This window comes from Paraburkholderia diazotrophica, from assembly GCF_900108945.1.
GTDB classification, from domain to species: Bacteria; Pseudomonadota; Gammaproteobacteria; order Burkholderiales; family Burkholderiaceae; genus Paraburkholderia; species Paraburkholderia diazotrophica.
This window is the reverse complement of the sequence record NZ_FNYE01000004.1, coordinates 71,526-92,742: the sequence shown is the minus strand read 5'-3', so window position 1 is coordinate 92,742 and position 21,217 is coordinate 71,526. Positions and strand designations below refer to the sequence as shown.

Sequence of the window (21,217 nt, the reverse complement as noted above, 5' to 3'; positions counted from 1 at the left end):
TTAGAAGTCGATGCGGGCCGCGCGCAGAAGGGCAGCGGTTTCAAACAATGGCAAACCCATGATACCTGAATAGGACCCGTCGATATGCTCGATGAACTCCGCCGCGCGTCCCTGGATGCCATACGCGCCTGCCTTGCCGAGCGGCTCGCCGCTGGCCGCGTAGCGCCGCAGCGCATCGCTTTGCACCGCAGCAAATCGCACGCGCGATACCGACAGCGCGGGCGTCAGCAATTCGCCATGCGCATCGACGACGGCAACGGCTGTCAGCACCTCATGATCGCGGCCGGCAAGACGCGTGAGCATCGCTACGGCGTCGTCGGCATCGACGGGCTTGCCGAGAATCGCATCGTCGATCGTGACGGTTGTATCGGCAACGAGAACGGGCGCGTTCGCATGGCCTCCCGCCACCAGCCGCGCGCGCGCCGCCTGCGCCTTCGCGATGCACACGCGCATTACGTAGTCGTGCGCGCGCTCGGCGGGGAGTTCGGCTTCGAGCGCTTCGGCATCTTCATCGGGGCGCGGCAGCAGCAGTTCGAAACGCACACCGAGCTGGGTCAGCAGTTCCTGACGGCGCGGGCTTTGCGACGCGAGATAGACGAACGGCCAAACAGCCGCGGACGAAGTGGACATGGATCGGTCTTCAACTGAAAGAGATGGGTCCAGCTACGGCAATGCGAAGCGGACGACTGGTGGTGAGCGTAACAGACGAGGCGGGCGCCGCGCACCTGGCCGTTCGGCCAGGTTGCGCCCCGTGATGCGCGGCCGGAAGATGGCCGGCATGTTCAGACCCGAGGTTCAGGCCCGATGGTACGGATGATTCTGCGTGATGGTCCACGCGCGATACAACTGCTCGGCAAGCAGCACGCGGACCATCGCGTGCGGCAACGTAAGGCTCGACACGCGCAGCATCATGTCGGCGCGCGCTTTCAGTTCGGGGTCGAGGCCGTCGGCGCCGCCGATCAGAAACGCGACGTCGCGTCCGTCCTGCTGCCACGTCGGCAGCGCGTTCGCGAGCTGCATCGTGGTCCAGTCCTTGCCGCGTTCGTCGAGCGCGACGATGCGCGCGTTCTTCGGCAGCGCGGCTTCGATCTTCTGCCGCTCGGCAGCCATCACGCTCTCGGCAGAGCGTCCCGACGAGCGTTGCTCGGGCTTGATCTCACGCAGTTCGATGCGCAACTCGGGCGGCATCCGCTTCGCGTATTCGTCGAAGCCCGTCGCGATCCAGTCGGGCATCTTGTTGCCGACTGCGAGGATATGCAGTTTCATCGTCGGGATTGCGCCGGATCAGATGGGTACGCAGCCGGGAGCGAGGCCCACGGCTCGAACGGCGCCAGCGGCGCGCTCACGAGCGGCGGCGTGCGGACGCCTTGCGTGCGGGGCGCGCGACGGGTGCGTCTTCTTCGTCTTCATCGTCGATCGGTTCGGACGGACGGGCGCCGCCGAACGGGTTCGGCGCGGACAGCTTCACGCGCACCGGCTTGTCGCCCCAGATTTCTTCGAGGTTGTAGTACTGGCGCAGCGCAGGTTGCAGGATGTGAACGACGGCATCGCCGCAATCGACCAGCACCCATTCGCCGATGTCTTCGCCTTCCGTACTGACGATGTCGCCGCCCGCTTCCTTCACTTTCTCGCGCACGCTGGACGCGAGGGCCTTGGTCTGCCGGTTCGACGTGCCGCTCGCGACGATCACGCGGTCGAACAGTTCGGTCAGGTGGCTGGTGTTGAACACCCGAATGTCTTGCGCCTTCACGTCTTCGAGTCCGTCGACGATCGCGCGTTGCAGCTTGCGTATATCCATGGTTTACCGGTGGTACAGATGATGTTGAACAATATAGTCCCACACTGCGGTGGGGACATGACTCTGCGCGGACAGTGCAGTGCCGTTCGCGGCACCTGCGGCGCCGTCCGCGTGGTTTTCGAACGATGCGCGCAAGTGCGCGCGGATGTCGGTCGCCGACACATCGAAGGCCAGCGATGTGTCGATCAGCAGATGACCGGACGGCGTCGTCTGCAGAACGTCCGCACTCGCGGCGCGCTGCGCGATCGTCGCGGCGACGGCGGGCGGCACGGCCGTCACGTCGAAACGGGGGCGCGTCGCGGCGGCGATATGCGCGTAGTCGAACAGGCGCTGCCAGTCGTGCCACGTATCGAGCCGCACCAGTTGATCCGCGCCGATCAGCAGCGCAATCGACGCATCGGCGCCTTCGCGTTCCCGCCAGCGCTGCAGCGTATCGACCGTATAGGTGGGGCCTTCGTGCTGGATTTCATCCGTCGCGACGCTGACAGTCACGCCCGGCAGCTTCAGCGACGAAGCGGCGGCGCGCGTCATCGCGAGCCGATGTTCGGCCGCCGACACATCCGCTTTCTGCCAGGGCTGCCCAGCCGGCATCAGCACGAGTTCGGTCAGCTTCAGCACGTCGGCGAAACGTTGCGCGAGCGCGAGATGGCCGTCGTGGATCGGATCGAACGTGCCGCCGAGTATCCCGATGCGGCGGCGCAGCGCCCGTCGCGAGGCGGCGTGTTGAACGGTCGGATTCAGTTGCGGTTCCTTTGCCTGTCGGTTGGAGCGGATGACACAGCGGTTAACGAGGCGCGGCGCGCGTCAGACCCACTCGCGGGCCACGAGAAAGTCGCTGTACAGGCGCGCTTCCGGCGTGCCCGGCTTAGGCTGCCAGTTGTAGCGCCAGTTAACGACGGGCGGCATCGACATCAGGATGGATTCGGTGCGGCCGCCGCTTTGCAGGCCGAACAGCGTGCCACGGTCGAACACGAGATTGAATTCGACGTAGCGGCCGCGCCGGTAAGCCTGAAAATCGCGCTCGGTTTCGCCGTATGCGATGTCGCGGCGTTTCTCGATGATGGGCATATACGCGTCCAGAAACGCATCGCCGACGCTCTTCACCATCGCGAACGACTGCTCGAAGCCGGGCTCCGCGTAGTCGTCGAAGAAAATCCCGCCGATGCCGCGCGGCTCGTTGCGATGCTTCAGGAAGAAGTAGTCGTCGCACCAGCGCTTGAAGCGCGGGTACAGGTCGTCGCCGTATGGTTGCAGCGCGTCGCGGCACACGCGGTGAAAATGCCGTGCGTCTTCCTCGAAGCCGTAGTACGGCGTGAGGTCCATGCCGCCGCCGAACCAGAACACGGGCGCTTCGCCCGCCTTCGTTGCAACGAGCAGCCGCACGTTCATGTGAACCGTCGGGCAGTACGGGTTGCGCGGATGCAGCACCATCGAGACGCCCATCGCTTCGAAGCCGCGTCCCGTCAACTGCGGACGCAGCGCGCTGGCCGAGCCAGGCAGCGCATCGCCCTGCACGTCCGAAAAGCCGATGCCCGCGCGCTCGAAGAACTGGCCGCCTTCGACGATGCGCGTGCAGCCGCCGCCGCGCAGCTTGTCGCCGGGCGTGCGCTGCCAGTTGTCGGTGGCGAGCGGCGTGCCGTCGAACGCGCCGAGCGTGTCGGCGATCTTCGTCTGCAAACCTTGCATCCAGGCCCGGACGGCGTGGGCATCGTTGGCGTCGTGAATCGAATCGGTCATATGGTTGGGGCGCGGCACGTCGAAACGCTGGCGCAGTCGAGATTCAACAGGACTTCATCAGGCCTTTATCGGGCCTTCGTCAGGCCTTCGTCAGGCCCTCAGCGGCGGGTGCGCCGGCAGTCGCCGGGGCGGGCAGAGCACAGGCCGTTGTCGCATTACGGATGCCACTGCCAGCTTCAAGTGTAGCGCCGGCGCGGCTCGACGACCCGGAAAGGGCCAGAAGCGGACAGAAGCGAGCCCAAATCGAACCCGGATCGAACCGGATCGAACGGCCCCGCAGGGCCGTGGAGACCAGTTCGCCGCCCCCGTGTAGCGCGTTCCTGCCGGGACAGGCAGGCTCAGCTGTGCTTGCGGTTGGCCGCGCGATAACCGATGTCGCGGCGATATTGCATGCCGTCGAACGAGATGTGGTTGATCGCTTCATACGCGACCGATTGCGCGCTGCGCACCGAATCCGCGAGACCCACGACGCACAGCACGCGCCCGCCCGACGTCGTCAGCTTGCCGTCCGCGAGCGTCGTGCCCGCGTGGAACGTGACGGCGTCCGCGGTTTCCGGCGGAATGCCGCTGATGAAATCGCCCTTGCGGGGCGCGTCCGGATAGTTGTGCGCGGCCAGCACGACGCCCAGCGCTGTGCGGCGGTCCCATTCGAGGTCCACCGTATCGAGCGTGCCCGCGATCGCGGCTTCGACGACCTTCGAGAAGTCGCCCTTCAGGCGCGCCATGATCGGCTGCGTTTCAGGGTCGCCCATCCGGCAGTTGAATTCGAGCGTCTTCGGGTTGCCTTGTGCGTCGATCATCAGGCCGGCGTACAGGAAGCCAGTGAAGCGGATGCCTTCCTGTTCCATCCCGCGCACGGTCGGCAGAATGATTTCGCGCATCACGCGCGCGTGCATTTGCGGCGTGACGATGGGCGCGGGCGAGTAGGCGCCCATGCCGCCCGTGTTCGGGCCCTGGTCGCCATCGAGCAGACGCTTGTGATCCTGGCTCGACGCAAGCGGCAGCACGTGCTTGCCGTCGACCATCACGATGAAGCTCGCTTCCTCGCCGGCGAGGAACTCTTCGATCACGACGCGCGCGCCCGCATCGCCGAGCTTGTTGTCCGACAGCATCATGTCGACGGCGGCGTGCGCTTCTTCCAGCGTCTGCGCGACGACCACGCCCTTGCCGGCCGCGAGGCCGTCGGCCTTGATGACGATGGGCGCGCCCTTGGCGTCGATGTATGCGTGCGCGGCTGCGACATCCGGGAAGGTTTCGTATTCGGCCGTCGGAATCGCGTGGCGCTTCATGAACGCCTTCGCGAAGTCCTTCGAGCTTTCGAGCTGCGCGGCCTCGCGCGTCGGGCCGAAAATTTTCAGGCCGCGCGCGCGGAAGATGTTGACGATGCCCGCCGCGAGCGGCTGCTCCGGACCGACCAGCGTGAACGCGATCTGCTCCTGCTCGACGAAATCGGCGAGCGTGTTCGGGTCAGTGATGCCGACGTTGCGCAGGCGGTCATCCTGCGCGGTGCCGCCGTTGCCGGGCGCGACATAGACGAGCTGGACGCGCGGCGATTGCGCGAGCTTCCATGCGAGCGCATGTTCGCGACCGCCGGAACCGACGACGAGTAACTTCATGTGATTCCCCGAATACTAAAAACCGTGAACGGCCCGCGCGGCGGCGCGAGCCGTGGATATCTGCCTCTACCTTCGCACAACGCGAACGCCACGCCTGTGATGCAGGCAACGGAACGGGACAATGTGGCGGAAATCGCCTGGATGCCGTGCGATTGGTGCGCACGGCGTGACGCGCCGGCGCAACACGAGGGAAGCGGGGAGCGCCGCAACGGCCCGGACAGGGGCGGCGCGCTCACCGTCGGCCTCACTCGTCGGCGATTGCCGCGTTTGTATAGACTTCCTGCACGTCGTCCAGGTTTTCGAGCGCGTCGAGCAGCTTCTGCATCTTGACGGCGTCGTCGCCTGTGAACTCGACTTCCGTCTGCGGCTTCATCGTCACTTCCGCGAGTTCCGCCTTGAAGCCCGCGGCTTCGAGCGCGGCTTTGACCTTCGGGAAATCGTTCGGCGGGCAGATCACTTCGATGCTGCCGTCGTCGTTCGTGACGACGTCGTCGGCGCCCGCTTCGAGCGCCGCTTCCATCAGCTTGTCTTCCGGTGTGCCGGGTGCGAACAGGAACTGGCCGACGTGATCGAACATGAACGACACCGAGCCGTCCGTGCCCATGTTGCCGCCGAACTTCGAGAACGCGTGGCGCACTTCCGCGACGGTGCGGGTGCGGTTGTCCGTCATCGTGTCGACGATGATGGCCGCGCCGCCGATGCCGTAGCCTTCGTAGCGGATTTCCTCGTAGTTCGCGCCGTCGACGCCGCCCACGCCGCGCTGGATCGCGCGATTGACGTTGTCCTTCGGCATGTTGGCGTCGTACGCCTTGTCGACGGCGAGCCGCAGACGCGGGTTCGAGTCGATGTCGCCGCCGCCCATGCGCGCCGCGACCTGGATTTCCTTGATGAGCCGCGTCCAGACCTTGCCTTTCTTGGCATCGGCCGCTGCCTTCTTATGCTTGATGTTGGCCCATTTCGAATGACCCGCCATACCTTTCTCCGTCGCGCGCGCCAGCGGGGCGCACGCATAGTGCAATAGTCGTTGCGATTTCGGGCGGCGGTGCGGATTCGCGCTCGCGCCTCGATGTGAGTCTGGTCGCACCCTGAAACGCGCCAGAATGGCGCCGTGAAAGCGTCGCGGGATCGACGGAAGCGGCCAAAGCGCCGCAGTTGGCGTCGTCAGTACAGTAGCCGGTGAAGGCGCAAACCGGGGTAGGAATGCCGCAAAGCGATGCCAGCAGGGTGAACTGCCCGTTCAATGGGCAGAGTGCGATTTTATCATGCCGGGGGCCGGCTTCTGTAGGGGAGGGATGCGGATTCGCTCGGGGCGGCGCGAGTCTGTCCTTGCCGTGCGGCCCCGAGCGGCGCTGTGTGTCGGCGCGCCGTCAGCCGGATTCTTTGGCGGCTGCTGTCAGCTGCTTTGTCAGCCGCATTGTCCGTGGCTGTCGTCAGTTCTTCGTGCCGAACAGCCGGTCGCCCGCGTCGCCGAGTCCGGGAATGATGTACGCATGCTCGTTCAGGTGCGAATCGAGCGACGCGACGTACAGCTTCACATCCGGATGCGCATTCTGGAACACCTCGACGCCTTCCGGCGCGGCGACGAGCGCGAGGAACGAAATGTTCTCGCCCGCGACGCCGCGGCGCTTCAGCACGTCGATCGCGTGCACGGCCGAGTAGCCCGTCGCGACCATCGGATCGCACAGGATGAAGATGCGGTCCTCGAGATCGGGCAGGCGCACCAGGTACTCTACGGGACGGTGAGCGTCGTCGCGATACACGCCGATATGGCCGACGCGGGCCGACGGAATCAGCTCGAGCAGCCCGTCCGACATGCCGACGCCCGCGCGCAGCACGGGCACGATCGCGAGCTTCTTGCCGGCGATCACGGGCGCGTCGATGTCGACGAGCGGCGTGCTCACGCGGCGGGTCGTCATCGGCAGGTTGCGGGTGATTTCATAGCCCATCAGCAGCGTGATCTCGCGCAGCAGCTCGCGGAACGTCCGCGTGGACGTGTCGCGGTCGCGCATGTGCGACAGCTTGTGCTGGATCAGCGGGTGATCGAGGATGAAAAGATTGGGAAAACGGCTGTCCTGAGTCATGACGTGGCGCCTCGCGGCGGTAAATGGGCTGTGCTGTCGATGGAGAGCGGCGCGGCGTTTCGCGGCCCCGTTTTGTGGCCCCTTATCGGGCTACGGAGGGCGATGCAGGGCAGCGGACACGTGCGCCATGGCTGCGAGTTTACCGGAAGGGTGGCGGAAAGAGACTGGAGATTGTGGAAAGGAATCGAAGCGGGACGCAAGCGCGGCCGAAGCGACGTCCGGCAGCGCCGCGTCGATTCTTCTAGAATCGGGGGACAGTTGACCGACCGCGAGCGCGACGCGCCCATACGTATCGCGCGCAAGACAATAGGAAAAGCACATGGATCTGGGAATCGCAGGAAAGACTGCGCTGGTTTGCGCAGCGAGCAAGGGACTGGGACGCGGCTGCGCCGAGGCGCTGGCGGCGGAGGGTGTGAACGTGACGATCGTCGCACGCACCGCGCAAACGCTCGAAGCGACGGCGGCCGATATCCGAGCGAAGATGGGCGTCGACGTGAAGGCCGTGGCCTGCGACATCACCACGCCCGAAGGCCGCGCCGCAGCGCTCGCCGCGTGTCCGCAGCCGGACATCCTCGTCAACAATGCGGGCGGTCCGCCGCCCGGCGACTTCCGCAACTTCACGCACGACGACTGGATTCGCGCGCTCGAAGCGAACATGCTTACGCCGATCGAGCTGATCCGCGCAAGCATCGACGGCATGATCTCGCGCGGCTTCGGCCGCGTCGTCAACATCACGAGCTCGTCGGTGAAGGCGCCCATCGATGTGCTCGGCCTGTCGAATGGCGCGCGCTCGGGCCTGACGGGCTTCGTCGCGGGCGTTGCGCGCAAGGTCGCGCCGCACGGCGTGACGATCAACAACCTGCTGCCGGGCCTGTTCGATACGGACCGCATCGCCGTGACGTTCGAGGCGTCAGCGAAATCGCAGAACATTTCCGTCGACGACGCGCGCGAGCAGCGCATGGCGACGATTCCCGCGCGCCGCTTCGGCACGCCCGACGAATTCGGCCGTGCCTGTGCGTTCCTGTGCAGCGTGCATGCGGGCTACATCACGGGACAGAACTGGCTGCTCGACGGCGGCGCTTATCCCGGCACGTTCTGAGCGGGCCGCGCGCGCTTTCGCAAACGCAACGATAACAACGACGTAGCGACGATAACGACAACGCCCATAACGACCATAACGACCATAAAGACAACGCAAGAGGAGCAATGACATGACAACACGCGTCGCGCTGATCGCGCACGATCACAAGAAAGACGACATCGTCAGGCTGGCGGGCGAATACGTCGACACGCTCGCGCGCTGCGAGCTGATCGCCACGGGCACGACGGGCTCGCGTATCGCCGATGCGCATGGGCTGAAGGTCGAGCGGATGCTCTCCGGCCCCAACGGCGGCGATCTGCAGATCGGCGCGCAACTCGCCGAAGGACGGGTCGACGTGGTGATTTTCCTGCGCGACCCGATGACGCCGCAGCCGCACGAGCCGGACATCAACGCGCTGGTGCGAGCGTGCGATGTGCACAACGTGCCGTGCGCGACGAACATCTCGACCGCGCGGATGATCCTCGACGATCTGACACTGCGCTTTTCGCAGCAGATCTGACGGCGTCGTCCGTGTTCATTCAAGCAGGCATCACGAACGAATCTGGAGAGAAGATGGTCAAGGCAATTCGATTCGACAAGACGGGCGGCCCCGAAGTGATGAAGTGGGTCGACGTCGAGGTGGGCGAGCCGGGCGATGGCGAAATCCGCATCAGGCAGCATGCAGTCGGCCTCAACTATATCGACGTGTATTTCCGCACGGGCCTGTATCCGCTGCCGCTGCCGGGCGGGCTCGGCATGGAGGCGGCGGGCGAGGTGGTCGCCGTCGGCGCGGGCGTGACGAACCTGAAGGCGGGCGACCGCGTCGCGTATGTCGCGCGGCCGCCTGGCGCGTATGCACAGGAGCGCGTGCTGTCCGCCGCGCAGGTCGTGAAACTGCCGGATGCGATCGGTTACGAAGACGCGGCATCGGTGATGCTGCAAGGGCTGACGGCGCAATACCTGTTGCGCCGCACGTACCCGGTGAAGGCGGGCGACACGATCCTGATCCAAGCCGCTGCGGGCGGCGTCGGCCTGCTCGTGTGCCAGTGGGCGAAGGCGCTGGGCGCGACGGTGATCGGCACGGTCGGTTCCGACGAGAAGGCGGCCATCGCGAAGGCCCACGGCTGCGATCATCCCATCGTCTATACGCGCGAGAACTTCACGAAGCGCGTGCGCGAGATCACCAACGGCGCGGGCGTGCCCGTCGTGTACGACTCGATCGGGAAGGACACGTTTACGGCTTCGCTCGATTGCCTCGCGCCGCTCGGCATGTTCGTGAGTTTCGGCAATGCGTCGGGCCCGCTGCCGCCGATCGATTCGTCGGAATTCGCGGGGCGCGGCTCGCTGTTTTTCACGCGGCCCACGCTCTTCACGTACATCGGCAGGCGCAGCGATTACGACGCGATGGCGGGTGAGTTGTTCGACGTGATCGCGTCGGGCAAGGTCAAGACGAGCATCAACCAGCGCTATGCGCTTGCTGATGTGGGCAAGGCGCATGAGGATCTGGAAGCGCGCAGGACGACGGGGTCGACGGTTTTGCTGCCGTAAGGACTGCTCGCTCGAAAGGAAGGCCGCTTCACGCTGGGCGTGAAGCGGCTTTTTCCGTTTACGCCGACAGGGACAACGCCGCCCTTATAGGGACGATCTTGGTGGTGATGAGCACGGGGATTTCCGTGGTCTCACTCTTCAGCCGGGGTGAACTTGACGAATGGCTTGAGGCCGGGATTCGACAGCGCGAGCAGATTGAGCGTCGCACCACCGAACCGGCGAGCGAATTCATCATCGAAAGCGTTGTTGTAGTCTGCCGCCGGCAGCTCCAGCGGGAATTGACGTTGTGTGACTGCAAGCACTCGTTCGACCTCAAGCGTGTAAGAAACGAGCGCCTGCTTTTCTTCCGACCACATGATTACCACGCACTTCTTGTCTGGGTGATTCGCCATCAATAGCCTCTGCATTGCTGATAGTTCATAAATGCGCGCTGCGAGCAGGCGTCCATGAAACGTTGTCCGCCCATTGCGCTTCGATATGTCGTGCATTCGTCCATGTCGCGCTCATATTGCGCAAAGCATTTAGCTTCTTGTTCCTCACTCATCATGTTTTGTCAAGCACGACACCACCGACCCAAGTCCCCGTGCCTGCTATCCGCTGTGCGATATCTGTTTACGCCATTTTTATACCCATCAACAAACCTTTGACCAGCCCTTTACGCCGATCGGCATAACGTTGCGGACATTCATCATCCAACATTTGGAGGACATGAAAATGGATGTGCTGTACGTCGGGGGCATCGCGCTTTTCGCTGCGCTGACCTTTGGACTGATCGCCGGATGCGAGCGGCTCACACGATATGGCCGCGGTCAGGGAGCGCGCTCATGATCTGGGTCCTCTGGCTATCGGGGGCGGCGACCGCGCTGCTCTTCGTTTATCTCGTCTATGCGCTGCTGCGCGCGGAGGACATTGAATGAACTTCAACAATGTCCTGCAGCCGGCGATCTTCATCGTCGTGCTGCTTGCGCTGGCCGTACCCGTCTCGCGCTATCTGACGCGCGTGATGGACGGCACGTCGCGCGTCGTCAAACTGGGCGGACCGCTCGAGCGTTTGCTGTATCGCGTCGCGGGCGTCGATCCGGCGCATGAAATGGGCTGGAAGCAGTACGCGATCGCCACGATCGCGTTCAACGTATTGGGCGTCGTGTTCCTGTACGTGCTGCTGCGCGTGCAGGGCTCGCTGCCCGGCAACCCGCAGCAGTTCGGCGCGATGACCGTCGACAGCGCGTTCAATACGGCCGTCAGCTTCGTCACCAATACGAACTGGCAGGACTACTCGCCGGAGCAGACGGTCGGCTATCTGACGCAGATGCTCGGACTCACCGTGCAGAACTTCCTGTCGGCGGCGACGGGCATCGTCGTCGTGATTGCGCTGGTGCGCGGCTTCGCGCGTCACACCGCGCAAACCATCGGCAACTTCTGGATCGACATCACACGCGTGACGCTTTACGTGCTGCTGCCGATGGCCGCGATCATCGCAGCGCTGCTGATGAGCCAGGGCGTGATCCAGAACTTCGAGTCCTATCAGGAAGTGCCGACGCTGCAAACCACCACGTACCAGGCGCCGAAAGCGGACGCGCAAGACAACGCGGTGAAGGACGCGATGGGCAACCCCGTGATGGTCGATACGCCCGTCAAGTCGCAGACCATCGCAATGGGCCCCGTCGCGACGCAGGAAGCGATCAAGATGCTCGGCACGAATGGCGGCGGCTTCTTCAACGGAAACTCGGCGCATCCGTACGAGAACCCGACGCCGTTCTCGAACTTCGTCGAGATCTTCTCCATCCTGATCATTCCCGCCGCGCTGTGTCTCGTGTTCGGCCGCATGATCGGCGACGGCAAGCAGGGCGTCGCCGTGCTCGCGGTGATGACGATCGCGTTCGCCGCGTGCATCGCGGGCGAGATCGGCGCGGAGCAAAGCGGCAATCCGCTCTTCACGACGCTGCACGTCGATCAGTCCGCGAGCGCGCTGCAGGCGGGCGGCAACATGGAAGGCAAGGAAACGCGCTTCGGCATCGCGCAGTCGGGCATCTTCACGGTCGCGACGACGGCGGCTTCGTGCGGCGCGGTGGCCAACACGCACGACTCGTTGACGCCGCTCGGCGGTCTCGTGCCGATGCTCCTGATGCAGCTCGGCGAGGTGATCTTCGGCGGCGTGGGTTCGGGTCTGTACGGGATGCTCGTATTCGCAATGCTGGCCGTGTTCGTCGCGGGGCTGATGATCGGCCGCACGCCGGAATACGTCGGCAAGAAGATCGAAGCGTACGAGATGAAGATGGTGTCGATCGTCGTGCTGCTGACGCCGCTGCTGGTGCTCGTCGCGACGTCGATTGCCGTGCTCACCGAAGCGGGCAAGGCGGGCATCCTGAATCCGGGCGCGCATGGCTTCTCCGAAATTCTCTATGCGTTCAGCTCGGCAGCCAACAACAATGGCAGCGCATTCGCGGGCCTGACTGTGAGCACGCCGTTCTACAACTGGCTCACGGCGATTGCGATGTGGTTCGGCCGCTTCGGCACGATCGTTCCGGTGCTCGCGATCGCAGGCTCGCTCGCCGCGAAGAAGCGCATCGCGGTGACGGGCGGCACGCTGCCGACGCACGGTCCGCTCTTCGTCGTGCTGCTGCTCGGCACGGTGCTGCTGGTCGGCGCGCTGACCTACGTGCCCGCGCTCGCGCTCGGTCCCGGCGTCGAACATCTGATGATGATCGCAGGCCATTGAGGACTGCATGTGCCACATGAAAGGCGCGCAAAACAAGCGAAGCAATTAGAGGAAGAAATGACTGATCATTCCGCTACGCGGTCCATGTTCGATCCGGCGCTCGTGCGCCCGGCAATCGTGGACTCATTCAAGAAACTCAAGCCGCACACGCAGTTCCGCAACCCGGTGATGTTCTGCGTGTACGTCGGCAGCATCCTGACGACGATTCTCTGGATCGCCGCGCTGACGGGCCAGGCGGAGGCGCCAGCGGGTTTCATTCTCGCGGTGTCGCTGTGGCTGTGGTTCACGGTGCTGTTCGCGAACTTCGCCGAAGCGCTCGCCGAAGGGCGCTCGAAAGCGCAGGCGGCGTCGCTGCGCAGCGCGAAGAAAGACGTGATGGCGAAGAAGCTCAACGAGCCGCATCCGAAGTCGCCGATTCGCATCATGACGGCGTCCGATCTGCGTCGCGGCGATGTCGTGCTCGTCGAGACGGGCGACACGATTCCCGCCGACGGCGAGGTGATCGAAGGCGTCGCGTCCGTCGACGAATCGGCGATCACAGGTGAATCCGCGCCCGTGATCCGCGAGTCGGGCGGCGACTTCTCGTCGGTGACGGGCGGCACGCGCGTGCTGTCGGACTGGATCGTCGTGCGCGTGACGGCCAATCCTGGCGAAGCGTTTCTCGACCGCATGATCGCGATGGTCGAAGGCGCGAAGCGTCAGAAGACGCCGAACGAAATCGCCCTGACCATTCTGCTCGTCGCGCTGACCATCGTTCTGTTGCTCGTGACCGCAACGCTCTTACCGTTCTCGATGTTCTCCGTCGAAGCGGCGAAAGCAGGGCATGTCGTGACGATCACAGCGCTCGTCGCGCTGCTCGTCTGCCTGATTCCGACGACGATCGGCGGCCTGCTGTCCGCGATCGGCGTCGCGGGCATGAGCCGTATGATGCAGGCGAACGTGATCGCGACATCGGGCCGCGCCGTCGAAGCCGCAGGCGACGTCGACGTGCTGCTGCTCGACAAGACGGGCACGATCACGCTCGGCAACCGCCAGGCATCGGCGTTCATTCCCGCATCAGGCGTGACGGAAGAAGCGCTCGCCGATGCCGCGCAACTGTCGTCGCTCTCCGACGAAACGCCGGAAGGCCGCAGCATCGTCGTGCTCGCGAAGCAGCGCTTCAATATCCGCCAGCGTGACATGGCGATGCTGCATCCCGTCTTTCTCGCGTTCAGCGCGCAGACGCGCATGAGCGGCGTCGATCTGCCCGGCCGCGAAATCCGCAAGGGCGCCGCCGATGCCGTGAAGCATTACGTCGAAGCGCACGGCGGCCGCTTCCCTGTCGATGTGTCGACCGCGGTGACGGAGGTCGCGCGGCGCGGCAGCACGCCGCTGGTCGTTGCCGAAAAGGGCGAGGGCGGCGCGCGCGTGCTCGGTGTGATCGAGCTGAAGGACGTCGTGAAGGGCGGCATTAAGGAGCGTTTCGCCGAGCTGCGCAAGATGGGCATCAAAACCGTGATGGTGACGGGTGACAACCGGCTGACGGCCGCTGCGATCGCAGCGGAAGCGGGCGTCGACGATTTCCTCGCGGAAGCGACGCCGGAGACCAAGCTCGCGACGATCCGCGCGCATCAGGGCGAAGGCCGGCTCGTCGCGATGACGGGCGACGGCACCAACGATGCCCCTGCGCTCGCGCAAGCCGATGTGGCGGTCGCGATGAACACGGGTACGCAGGCCGCGAAGGAAGCGGGCAACATGGTCGACCTCGATTCGAATCCGACCAAGCTGATCGAGATCGTCGAGATCGGCAAGCAGATGCTGATGACGCGCGGCTCGCTCACGACGTTCTCGATTGCGAACGATGTCGCGAAGTACTTCGCGATCATCCCCGCGGCATTCGCGACGACGTACCCGGCGTTGAATGCGCTGAACGTGATGCATCTGGCGACGCCCACGTCCGCGATCATGTCGGCTGTGATCTTCAACGCGCTGATCATCGTGCTGCTGATTCCGCTTGCGCTCAAAGGCGTGAAGTACCGGCCGCTCGGCGCGGCGATCCTGTTGCGCCGCAATCTGCTGGTCTACGGTCTGGGCGGCATCATCGTGCCGTTCTTCGGGATCAAGCTGATCGACATGGTGCTGGCCGCGTTCGGCTGGGTCTGATGCGCGCGACGACAGACAGATAAAGGAAGCTGAATCATGAAATCGCTTTTTCGTCCGATGCTTGTGATCTTTGCCGTGCTGACGGCGTTCACGGGTCTCGCGTATCCCGCCGTGATGACGGCGTTCGGCCAGGCCGTCTTTCGCGACAAGGCCAACGGCAGTCTGATCGGGCACGACGGCAAGGTGGTCGGCTCGCGGCTGATCGGCCAGCAGTTCGACGCGCCGCAGTACTTCTGGGGCCGGCTGTCGGCGACGACGCCGATGCCGTACAACGCGCAGGGTTCGAGCGGCTCGAACCTGGGCCCGATCAATCCGGCGCTCGCCGATGAAGTCAAAGGGCGTCTCGATGCGTTGAAGGCAGCGGGCCACATGCCCGCCGGCACGGCCGTTCCCGTCGATCTGGTGACGTCGTCGGGCAGCGGCCTCGATCCCGAGATTTCGCCTGCGGCGGCCGCGTATCAGATCGAGCGCGTGGCGGCCGCGCGCAAGATGAACGCGAACGATGTTGCGGCGCTTGTTGACCGCTATACGCGCGGTCGGCAGTTTGGTTTGTTCGGCGAGGCGCGGGTGAATGTGCTCGAGTTGAACCTTGCGCTTGATGAGGCGGAGCATCGTTGATTTGATGTCTGCGACGGCTTTTTTGGTTTTGTGGCTTGCCGCCGGCATCCGCGATGCGTTCGTTGCTTTGCCCTTATCGCGGGCATCCGCGATGCGCCTCGCGGCGCGGGCGTTGCCCCTGTGCGGGGCGGCACTCACTTTCTTTGCCGCCGCAAAGAAAGTAAGCAAAGAAAGCGGGCTCACACCGCCAGTGCTTGACCTTTACCCACGGGCCCTCAACGTCCCCGAGTTTCATACGGCAGTGTGCTGGCTTGTGTTCGTTGCCAACGCGCTACTTGAACGCCTCACCCGCTTCACGCATATATGGCACAGCTAAGGGCATCGAACGCTTTAGCGCCGCATGTCGGTAGTGAACGAGGTTGCTGTAGCGTACAGGACGCCGCCTGCACTTGTAGCCGCATCGCTTAGCGAGGGTGTCCTGTGCGGTGCGACTGCCTACACACAGTTTGCCGCAAAGGGGCCGGAGTATTCGATGTCGCGAGCCGGAACGCAGGTGCACGGTGCGGGTGAGGCATCGAATAAAGGCGCAGGCAACGCGCATGAGATAGCATGCTGCCGCATGAACTATGGGGACGTTGAGGGCCCGTGGGTAGAGGTCAAGGATTGGCGGTGTTAGCCCGCTTTCTTTTGCCTACTTTTCTTTGCGGCGGCAAAGAAAAGTAGGTGCCGCCCCGCACAGGGGCAACGCCCGCGCCGCGAGGCGCATTGCGGATGCCGGCGGCACGCTAAAAAGACCAATGCATCGCAGACAGTCGCATCGCGGATGCCAGCGGCACGCTAAAAAAACCAATGCATCGCAGACAGTCGCATACGCGGACGCCAGCGGCACGCTAAAAAAACCAACCAGCGTCGCAGACAAAAAACATGTCACCATACCCGCACGCCAGTGCAAACCGATACGCTATGCCCCGCCCCGACCCCGACGAACTCCTCGACAAACTCCAGCGCGAAGAAGAAAAACGCCAGCGCGGCAAGCTGAAGGTTTTCTTCGGCGCGTCGGCGGGTGTCGGCAAGACCTATGCAATGCTGCTCGCCGCGCGCCGCCGCAAGGAAGAGGGCGTCGATGTCGTCGTCGGCATCGCGGAGACGCATGGCCGCAGCGAAACAGCGGCGCTGCTAGATGGCCTCGACGTCCTGCCGCTTGCCCGCATCGAATACCGCAACAGGCTGCTGGCCGAATTCGATCTCGATGCCGCGCTCGAACGCAAGCCGCAACTGATCCTCGTCGACGAACTTGCGCACTCGAACGTGCAGGGCGCGCGTCATGCGAAGCGCTGGCAGGACGTGTACGAACTGCTCGACGCGGGCATCGACGTCTATACGACGGTGAACGTCCAGCACCTCGAAAGCCTCAACGACGTCGTCGGCCAGATCACGGGCATCCGCGTGTGGGAGACGGTGCCCGATCGCGTGTTCGATCGCGCGGACGAAGTGACGCTCGTCGACTTGCCCGCCGAAGAACTGCTCGACCGCATGCGCGATGGCAAGGTCTACATGCCGCAGCAAGCCGAGCGCGCGGTGCGCAACTTCTTTCGCAAGGGCAATCTGATCGCGCTGCGCGAACTGGCGCTGCGGCGCACCGCGGATCGCGTCGATGCGCAGATGCGCGAGTATCGCGCGGACCGTTCGATCCAGCGCATCTGGCAGGCGCGTGAACGTCTGCTGGTGTGCGTCGGTCCCGGCCCCGAAGCGCCGCTGCTGGTGCGCGCGGCAGCGCGTCTCGCGGCGAGCCTGAAGGCCGACTGGATCGCCGTCTATGTCGAGACGCCGAAGCTTCAACGTCTCCCGGATGCGCACCGCAAGCGCACGCTCGACGCGCTGAAGCTCGCCGCCGAACTCGGCGCGGAAACGGCCACGCTCGCGGGTGCGGATGCCGTCTCGACGCTGATCGGCTATGCGCGCGTGCGCAACGTGTCGAAGCTGGTCGCGGGCGGCTCGGCAGCGATGGGCTTCGCGCGCTGGCTGCGCCGGCCGTTCGGCGAGCGTCTCGCGGAACGCGCGAGCGATCTCGACCTCACGCTGATCCGCGCGAGCAGCGATGAAGCGGAACGGACGCAGGGTTTGACGCGCGACCGCCGCGCCGACGAAGAAGTGCGCGCGTGGCGCGAAGCGTTGAGCGTCGCGCGCGACCGCCACTCGCCGCCGCGCAGCTACGCATGGGCGCTCGCGATCTGCGCGGGCGTGACGCTGGTCGCGAGCCAGCTGATCGATCGCATCGATCTCGCCAATCTCGTGATGCTGTACCTGCTCGGCGTGATCTTCGCGGCGGTGAAGCTCGGCCGCGGACCGGGCGTGATGCTGTCGTTCCTTTCCGTCGCGGCGTTCGATTTCTTCTTCGTGCCGCCGCGCATGTCGTTCTCCGTCAGCGATACGCAATACCTGCTGACATTCTTCGGCATGCTGCTGACGTCGCTCGTCATCGGCCATCTGACGTCGACGTTGCGGCGCGAAGCGAGCGTCGCGCGCCGGCGCGAGCAGCGCACGAGCGCGATGTACGCGATGGCGCGCGAACTGGCGGCCGCGCTGACGACGGAGCAGATCGTCGGCATCGGCAGCCGGCACGTGAGCGAGGTGTTCCGCGCGCGCGTCGCGGTGCTCTTGCCCGATAGCGCCGATCAGGTGAAGCAGAAAGTCGACGATCCCGACGTGAGCATCATGCTCGATGCCGCTTCGCTCGACGTCGACGTGGGCCAGTGGGTCTACGACCAGCAGAAGCCGGCGGGCCACGGCACCGATACGCTGCCTGCCGCGAAGGCGCTCTATCTGCCGCTGCGCGCGCCGATGCGCACGCGCGGCGTGCTCGCCGTCGCGACGCAGGACGCGCGCGAGCTCGACGTGCCCGAGCAGCAGCGCATGCTCGACGCGTTCGCTGCGCAGATCGCGCTGGCGCTCGAGCGCGTGCATTACGTCGATATCGCGCGCGATGCGCTCGTCAGCATGGAGTCGGAGCGGCTGCGCAACTCGCTGCTCTCGGCGATTTCGCACGATCTGCGCACGCCGCTCACGGCCATCGTCGGCTTTTCGTCGATGCTCGCCGCGCAGCGCGCCGACCAGGACGACGCTCAGCGAGAGCTCGTCGACGCGATCCACGAAGAGGCGCTGCGCATGACGGGCATCGTCACGAACCTGCTCGACATGGCGCGTCTGCAGGCGGGCAGCCTGAAGCTGAACCGGCAATGGTCGCTGCTCGAAGAGACGGTCGGCTCGGCGCTGCGCGACTGCAAGCGCACGCTCGCGCGGCATCCGGTTCAGGTCGCGCTGCCCGTTGATCTGCCGCTGCTGCAGATCGACGCCGTGTTGATGGAGCGCCTCTTCGCGAATCTGTTCGAGAACGCGGCGAAGTATGTGCCGCCCGATACGCCGCTCGTAATCGGCGCGCAGCGCATCGACGAGAACGGCAAGCCGTTCGTGCGCGTGACCGTCGACGATAGGGGCCCGGGTCTGCCGCCCGGCATGGAAACGCGCATCTTCGAGAAGTTCACGCGCGGCGAGAAGGAATCGGCGAAGCCGGGCATCGGCCTCGGGCTCGCGATCTGCCGCGCGATCGCGGAGGCGCATGGGGGTAGAATCGGCGCGGCCAACCGCGTCGCGGCGGACGGACGCGTCGAAGGCGCGCGCTTCTGGTTCACGCTGCCCGTCGAGACGCCGCCGCCCGGACCCGACGATGCGGCATCCGCACTGCCGGAGCCGGCCGAAGCCGCCGATGCTGTGCCCGGTGAAACACACGCGTCCGACACGCAAAAAGCGACGGAATCGCCGGAACCGCCTAATCGACAACAAGCCGACACACACCCGCATACCCATTCATGAGTGACCCGAGCATCACCGTCGTACTGATCGAGGACGAGCAGCAGATCCGCCGCTTCGTGCGCGCGTCGCTGGAAGGCGAGGGCATCGTCGTGCACGACGCGCCGACGGGCAAGCTGGGGCTGATCGAAGCAGCCACGCGCAAGCCCGATCTCTTGATCGTCGATCTCGGCCTGCCCGACACCGACGGCCTCGACGTGATTCGCGAACTGCGCGGCTGGAGCGAGTTGCCCGTGATCGTGCTGTCGGCGCGCGCCCAGGAAAGCGAGAAGGTGGCCGCGCTCGACGCGGGCGCCGACGACTATCTGACCAAGCCGTTCGGCGTCTCCGAACTGCTCGCGCGGATTCGCGCGCATCTGCGCCGGCGCAACCAGGGCGGCGCGAACGAAACGCCACAGGTGCATTTCGGCGGCGTGACTGTCGATCTCGGGCTGCGCCAGGTCTCGCGCGACGGCGAACCCGTGCATCTGACGCCGCTCGAATACCGGCTGCTCGCGACGCTCGTGCGCCACGCGGGCCGCGTGCTGACGCACCGGCAACTGCTGCGCGACGTGTGGGGGCCGTCGCATGTCGAAAGCCATCACTATCTGCGCATCTACATGGCGCATCTGCGGCAGAAGCTCGAACACGATCCCGCGCAGCCCGAGCACATCGTGACGGAGACGGGCGTCGGCTATCGGCTCGTCGGCGTCGTCTGAAACGGCTGCGTCGCTATATTCGTCGGCGTATGGCAAACGGCGAAATGGTGCCTGTCTTGATATAATTGCGCCCGGCAAGGACGACCTTGCTGCATCCGCTTTCAACGGGGACGGCCCCACTCACACTGGAGTTCGTCTCGTGTCCTGGGTTCTTCTCTTTATCGCCGGTCTGCTGGAAGTCGCGTGGGCGGCCGGTCTCAAGTCATCCGAAGGTTTCACCCGTTTCTGGCCGTCGGTGTTCACCATCGTGACGGCGCTCGGCAGCTTCGCGCTGCTCGCGATGGCCATGCGCCAGTTGCCGCTCGGGACCGCTTACGCCGTCTGGACGGGCATCGGCGCCGTCGGCGCATTCATTTTCGGCATCGTGATGATGGGCGAGGCCGTGACGGCCGCGCGCGTCGGCAGCGCGGTGCTGATCGTCGTCGGACTGATCGGACTCAAGCTCTCCTCGGGCCACTGAGCGCCGGCCGATCTCCGGCCCGTTGCCGACCTTCGTCCACCCGGCGTCGGCACACCCGTTCAAAAAGTGCCGCAAACATGCCACAAATGCCCGCTAAGCCCAGCGGCCGTCGAATTGACGTGGCTATAATGAGACGGAAATCATCCTGAAATTGCTCCGCGCGGCCTTGATGCGCGGATCCGGCGGCTTCGGCACGGCGGAGCCCCCTGGCTTCCTGTCCCGAGCGCAGGCTGCCGGAACTGACGGCACGCGACGCGCGCCTCGGAGGCGGCCATGCTTGAACCTCTTTCGCTTGCGGCGGGGCTGTCGTGGGGCAGCGGCTTGCGTCTGTACCTGACCGTGCTGATCGCGGGCGTCTTCGGACGCGCCGGCATCATCCATCTGCCCGATACGCTGTCCGTGCTGCAGTCGCCGTGGGTGATCGGCGCGGCGGCCGTCTTGACCATCGCTGAATTTCTCGCCGACAAGATTCCCGCGCTCGATTCTCTGTGGGACGCGATCCATACGTTCATCCGCATTCCGGCGGGCGCCGTGCTGGCCGTCGGCGCACTCGGCCACGCCGATCCGTCGCTGATGACGATCGCCGCGCTGGCGGGCGGCACGCTCGCGGGCGCGTCGCATCTCACTAAGGCGGGCACGCGCGCGCTGATCAATCTGTCGCCGGAGCCGGTGTCGAATGTCGTGACGTCGGCGGCCGAGGACGGGCTCGTGTTCGGCGGCCTGTTGCTCGCGCTGTTCGTCCCCGTGCTGTTCCTCGTGCTGCTCGTGGGCTTTCTGGTGCTCGCGAGCTGGGCGCTGCCGCGTCTGTGGCGCGGCGTGCAGGGCGGCTTTCGCGGCATGGCGACGCACATGGTGTCGCGACTCGCGAGGAGCCGACACGATTGAGCGAAGCCGAACGCGTCACCACTCAGG

The 21,217-nt window shown here is 65.1% G+C and carries 22 protein-coding genes; 13 read left to right on the top strand and 9 right to left on the bottom strand.

Going from position 1 to position 21,217, the window contains the following annotated elements:
• The 8 genes from BMW76_RS07080 to upp form a co-directional block, all read right to left on the bottom strand.
• Positions 1-630 carry a Maf family protein gene (locus BMW76_RS07080; RefSeq protein WP_090864447.1) on the bottom strand — a complete coding sequence of 210 codons (630 nt, stop codon included), beginning with the start codon at positions 628-630 and terminating at the stop codon, positions 1-3.
• 165 nt (positions 631-795) lie between these two features.
• Entirely contained in the window at positions 796-1,266 is a 471-nt protein-coding gene (gene rlmH / locus BMW76_RS07075) for a 23S rRNA (pseudouridine(1915)-N(3))-methyltransferase RlmH (RefSeq protein WP_090864446.1), read from the bottom strand.
• A 76-nt stretch (positions 1,267-1,342) separates the two neighbouring features.
• Positions 1,343-1,798 (bottom strand): ribosome silencing factor, encoded by a 456-nt coding sequence (rsfS, locus tag BMW76_RS07070; RefSeq protein WP_090864445.1) that lies wholly within the window; start codon positions 1,796-1,798, stop codon positions 1,343-1,345.
• Between the two features lie 3 nt (positions 1,799-1,801).
• Complete coding sequence (locus BMW76_RS07065) at positions 1,802-2,539, bottom strand: nicotinate-nucleotide adenylyltransferase (RefSeq protein WP_245763145.1); 738 nt, start codon at positions 2,537-2,539, stop codon at positions 1,802-1,804.
• 63 nt (positions 2,540-2,602) lie between these two features.
• Positions 2,603-3,535, bottom strand: a complete 933-nt coding sequence (gene hemF, locus BMW76_RS07060; RefSeq protein WP_090864443.1) for an oxygen-dependent coproporphyrinogen oxidase — start codon at positions 3,533-3,535, stop codon at positions 2,603-2,605.
• Between the two features lie 338 nt (positions 3,536-3,873).
• A complete protein-coding gene (gene purD, locus BMW76_RS07055; protein ID WP_090864442.1) occupies positions 3,874-5,151 on the bottom strand; it encodes a phosphoribosylamine--glycine ligase in 1,278 nt (425 codons plus the stop codon).
• Between the two features lie 244 nt (positions 5,152-5,395).
• Positions 5,396-6,124: a YebC/PmpR family DNA-binding transcriptional regulator gene (locus tag BMW76_RS07050; RefSeq protein ID WP_090864441.1), complete on the bottom strand. Its 729-nt coding sequence runs from the start codon at positions 6,122-6,124 to the stop codon at positions 5,396-5,398.
• A 457-nt stretch (positions 6,125-6,581) separates the two neighbouring features.
• On the bottom strand, positions 6,582-7,232 hold the full coding sequence (gene upp, locus BMW76_RS07045; RefSeq protein ID WP_090864440.1) for a uracil phosphoribosyltransferase: 651 nt from the start codon (positions 7,230-7,232) through the stop codon (positions 6,582-6,584).
• A gap of 319 nt (positions 7,233-7,551) precedes the next feature.
• On the opposite strand from upp, the gene BMW76_RS07040 reads away from it, so the two are divergent.
• The 3 genes from BMW76_RS07040 to BMW76_RS07030 all read left to right on the top strand — a co-directional run bounded on the left by BMW76_RS07040 (position 7,552) and on the right by BMW76_RS07030 (position 9,861).
• Positions 7,552-8,331: an SDR family oxidoreductase gene (locus tag BMW76_RS07040; protein ID WP_090864439.1), complete on the top strand. Its 780-nt coding sequence runs from the start codon at positions 7,552-7,554 to the stop codon at positions 8,329-8,331.
• A gap of 112 nt (positions 8,332-8,443) precedes the next feature.
• Complete coding sequence (locus BMW76_RS07035) at positions 8,444-8,833, top strand: methylglyoxal synthase (protein ID WP_090864438.1); 390 nt, start codon at positions 8,444-8,446, stop codon at positions 8,831-8,833.
• A 53-nt stretch (positions 8,834-8,886) separates the two neighbouring features.
• Positions 8,887-9,861, top strand: coding sequence for a quinone oxidoreductase family protein (locus BMW76_RS07030; RefSeq protein ID WP_090864437.1), 975 nt, complete (start codon positions 8,887-8,889; stop codon positions 9,859-9,861).
• 131 nt (positions 9,862-9,992) lie between these two features.
• Here the strand turns inward: BMW76_RS07030 and BMW76_RS07025 are convergent, their stop codons facing one another.
• Positions 9,993-10,349 carry a hypothetical protein gene (locus BMW76_RS07025; protein WP_090864436.1) on the bottom strand — a complete coding sequence of 119 codons (357 nt, stop codon included), beginning with the start codon at positions 10,347-10,349 and terminating at the stop codon, positions 9,993-9,995.
• Between the two features lie 226 nt (positions 10,350-10,575).
• Between BMW76_RS07025 and BMW76_RS41785 the strand changes: the two genes are divergently transcribed.
• The 10 genes from BMW76_RS41785 (at position 10,576) to BMW76_RS06975 (ending at position 21,190) form a co-directional block, all read left to right on the top strand.
• Positions 10,576-10,689 (top strand): potassium ABC transporter ATPase, encoded by a 114-nt coding sequence (locus BMW76_RS41785; RefSeq protein ID WP_090864435.1) that lies wholly within the window; start codon positions 10,576-10,578, stop codon positions 10,687-10,689.
• On the top strand, positions 10,686-10,778 hold the full coding sequence (kdpF, locus tag BMW76_RS07015) for a K(+)-transporting ATPase subunit F (RefSeq protein ID WP_090864434.1): 93 nt from the start codon (positions 10,686-10,688) through the stop codon (positions 10,776-10,778). Before BMW76_RS41785 ends, kdpF begins: the two co-directional genes overlap by 4 nt.
• The gene (kdpA, locus tag BMW76_RS07010) at positions 10,775-12,580 is read left to right on the top strand and encodes a potassium-transporting ATPase subunit KdpA (RefSeq protein ID WP_090864433.1); all 1,806 of its coding nucleotides are present in this window, start codon (positions 10,775-10,777) and stop codon (positions 12,578-12,580) included. The genes kdpF and kdpA overlap by 4 nt, the downstream gene beginning before the upstream one ends.
• 57 nt (positions 12,581-12,637) lie before the next feature.
• A complete protein-coding gene (gene kdpB, locus BMW76_RS07005; protein WP_090864432.1) occupies positions 12,638-14,722 on the top strand; it encodes a potassium-transporting ATPase subunit KdpB in 2,085 nt (694 codons plus the stop codon).
• 36 nt (positions 14,723-14,758) lie between these two features.
• Positions 14,759-15,340 (top strand): potassium-transporting ATPase subunit KdpC, encoded by a 582-nt coding sequence (kdpC, locus tag BMW76_RS07000; protein WP_090864431.1) that lies wholly within the window; start codon positions 14,759-14,761, stop codon positions 15,338-15,340.
• 4 nt (positions 15,341-15,344) lie between these two features.
• Complete coding sequence (locus BMW76_RS06995; RefSeq protein WP_143062218.1) at positions 15,345-15,656, top strand: hypothetical protein; 312 nt, start codon at positions 15,345-15,347, stop codon at positions 15,654-15,656.
• A 587-nt stretch (positions 15,657-16,243) separates the two neighbouring features.
• Positions 16,244-19,150: a DUF4118 domain-containing protein gene (locus tag BMW76_RS06990; RefSeq protein ID WP_090864429.1), complete on the top strand. Its 2,907-nt coding sequence runs from the start codon at positions 16,244-16,246 to the stop codon at positions 19,148-19,150.
• Entirely contained in the window at positions 19,147-19,845 is a 699-nt protein-coding gene (gene kdpE, locus BMW76_RS06985) for a two-component system response regulator KdpE (protein ID WP_090864428.1), read from the top strand. The genes BMW76_RS06990 and kdpE overlap by 4 nt, the downstream gene beginning before the upstream one ends.
• Positions 19,846-19,984: 139 nt before the next feature.
• Complete coding sequence (sugE, locus tag BMW76_RS06980) at positions 19,985-20,305, top strand: quaternary ammonium compound efflux SMR transporter SugE (RefSeq protein ID WP_090864427.1); 321 nt, start codon at positions 19,985-19,987, stop codon at positions 20,303-20,305.
• Between the two features lie 273 nt (positions 20,306-20,578).
• Positions 20,579-21,190, top strand: coding sequence for a DUF4126 domain-containing protein (locus BMW76_RS06975; RefSeq protein WP_090864426.1), 612 nt, complete (start codon positions 20,579-20,581; stop codon positions 21,188-21,190).
• Positions 21,191-21,217 lie beyond the last annotated feature (27 nt).